The organism is Chrysanthemum yellows phytoplasma (assembly GCF_000803325.1).
GTDB classification, from domain to species: Bacteria; Bacillota_I; Bacilli_A; order Acholeplasmatales; family Acholeplasmataceae; genus Phytoplasma; species Phytoplasma asteris.
In genome coordinates, this window is sequence record NZ_JSWH01000026.1 from 1 (window position 1) to 2,243 (window position 2,243).

Sequence of the window (2,243 nt, forward strand, 5' to 3'; positions counted from 1 at the left end):
ATATGATTATTTATTTTAATCATTTATATTTAATTTGATTATTTATTTTGGTTCTTTTTATTTAGTTTTTTTGGGGGTTTGCAAATTATGGATGTCTTTTTTTAATTGTTTATTTTGAAAAGTTTTAGTTAAATTAGTTTGGTTAAAAACTTCATCCGTAGTACCACTTGCAATTTTTTGTACGTTTACCAAAACTACATGATCAAAATATTGAGTCACTGTTTCTAAATCATGGTGCACTACAATAATGGTTTTATTTTCTTTTTGCAAATCTTTTAAAACTTGGATAATTTTTTTTTCTGTTTGGATATCAACTCCTTGAAAAGGCTCGTCCATAAAATAAATATCTCCTTGTTGAGCTAAGGCACGAGCTAAAAAAATTCTTTGTTGTTGTCCGCCTGAAAGTTCAGATATTTGACGGTCCTTAAGGTCTTGCATTCCTGTTTTTTCCAAAGATTGCATTACTATTTCTTTATCTTTAGCAGTTGGTTTTTTAAACCATCCTAAATGTCCGTAGCGGCCCATCAAAACAACATCAAACACAGTAGTTGGAAAATCCCAATCAACTGAATTTCTTTGTGGCACGTAGGAAATTTTTTTTCTTACTTGTCCATATTTTTGATTATAAAATAAAACTTCTCCAGAAACTTTGGGAATCAATTCTAAAATAGTTTTAATTAAAGTAGATTTTCCAGCACCATTAGGACCCAAAATAGCTGTCAAAGAGCTTTGATAAATATCTAAATCAATATCCCACAAAACTGGTTTTAGATGATAAGCTACAGTTAGATCTCTAATTTTAATGGCTATTTCTTTTTTCATTATAATCTCCTTATTTCTTTGTTATTGTTGTTATTGTTTTAATTCTTTTTCTATTGTATGAATGTTGTGTAATAAAGCTCCAATATAGGTGGAATGTTTGTATTTTGTTGGTTTGGAATTCCCGTCTTTATCTTTGTCGGATTCAAATTCTATTGGCTCTTCACTTTCTGAACCCAAAGCATCAGCGTATAATTCTTCATCACTTTTTTTAATATTATGACCTTTACTTTTTACAGATTCTTTAAGAGAATCAAGCGTTCCTTCTGGAAAAGCACTTTCTACAAAAATAGCTTTTACTTGGTTTTCAACCAGTTTATTAGCTAATTCTTCAATATCGCTGATACTGGCTTCTGTTTGGGTAGAAATTCCTTGAATTGGACTTAATTCAAAATCATATTTTCTAGCTAAATAAGAAAAAGCATCATGGGCAGTAACTAAAATAAATGTTTTGCCTTGAGAAGAAAATTGTCCTTTTAATTCGTTAAATTTCTTGACTACATATGTATCTAATAATTTTAATTTTCGTGCATATGTGTCGCAATTATTTTTTAAATTAGCAATATCCCTTTGGCTAAAACGTAGGTCTTTTTTCAATACTGTTTTTAATTTGTATTTTAATTGTTTTAAAACTTTAATCCAAAGATCTATATCAAACCAAATATGAGGATCTGGTCCATGAGTATCTTCATCTCGCTTAATATTTTCTTCTTTAATGTGCTCCTCCTCTTTACCTTCTTGATTTATAACTTTGGTATGCGTTTCATCTAACTGCACTACGGTAAAGGAATTATTCGTTAAAAGGGGGAAGGCTTCTGCCATTTTAGCTTCCAAATGCAGTCCATTAATCACAACTAAATCAGCTTCTTTAATTTTTTTGCGATCTGATAATTTGGTTTTGTAATTGTGCGGATCAATTCCTACTCCCATCAAAGAATCAACTTGAATACCTTCAATTTTTTGATATTCGTTTTGTTCTTCTTCTGCCACATCACCAACTAAATGCTTGACTAAATCTTTTAACATGGTAGTAGTCGTTACTATTTGTAAATCTTTTGAAGCAGTTTTGGCATTATTGGCTTTTGTCAAAGATAAAAAAGGAATAGACAAAATCAGCGTTTTTATTGTTGCCAAAAGAAAAATGATTATTTTTTGTTTGTGTTTAATAAAAAAATCCATAATTATGGTCTCCTTTTGCCTTTCTGAATTAATTTAAAATGATCTAAAATGGAACTATTTTGTGAGGTAAAAAACGATGTTATAAAAAATATCTAATGATATGCAATTATAAATTAGTGGTTTTGGGATTTCTTTGTAAAATCCATCATTAAAAATTTCAATTTTGATACAGTTATGGCTATACATTTGTAATAAAGTAGCAAAAATATTTAATTATAATGAGGGCTAATTTGTTATTTGGGGGG

General features: G+C 29.2%; 2 protein-coding genes. Both read right to left on the reverse strand.

Translation table 11 applies throughout. The features are described from left to right. Nucleotides 1-57: 57 nt before the first annotated feature. Nucleotides 58-822, reverse strand: a complete 765-nt coding sequence (locus tag OL66_RS00480) for a metal ABC transporter ATP-binding protein (protein WP_034172037.1) — start codon at nucleotides 820-822, stop codon at nucleotides 58-60. Nucleotides 823-852: 30 nt separating this feature from the next. After that, a complete protein-coding gene (locus OL66_RS00485; protein ID WP_034172038.1) occupies nucleotides 853-1,998 on the reverse strand; it encodes a metal ABC transporter solute-binding protein, Zn/Mn family in 1,146 nt (381 codons plus the stop codon). Nucleotides 1,999-2,243: the final 245 nt, after the last annotated feature.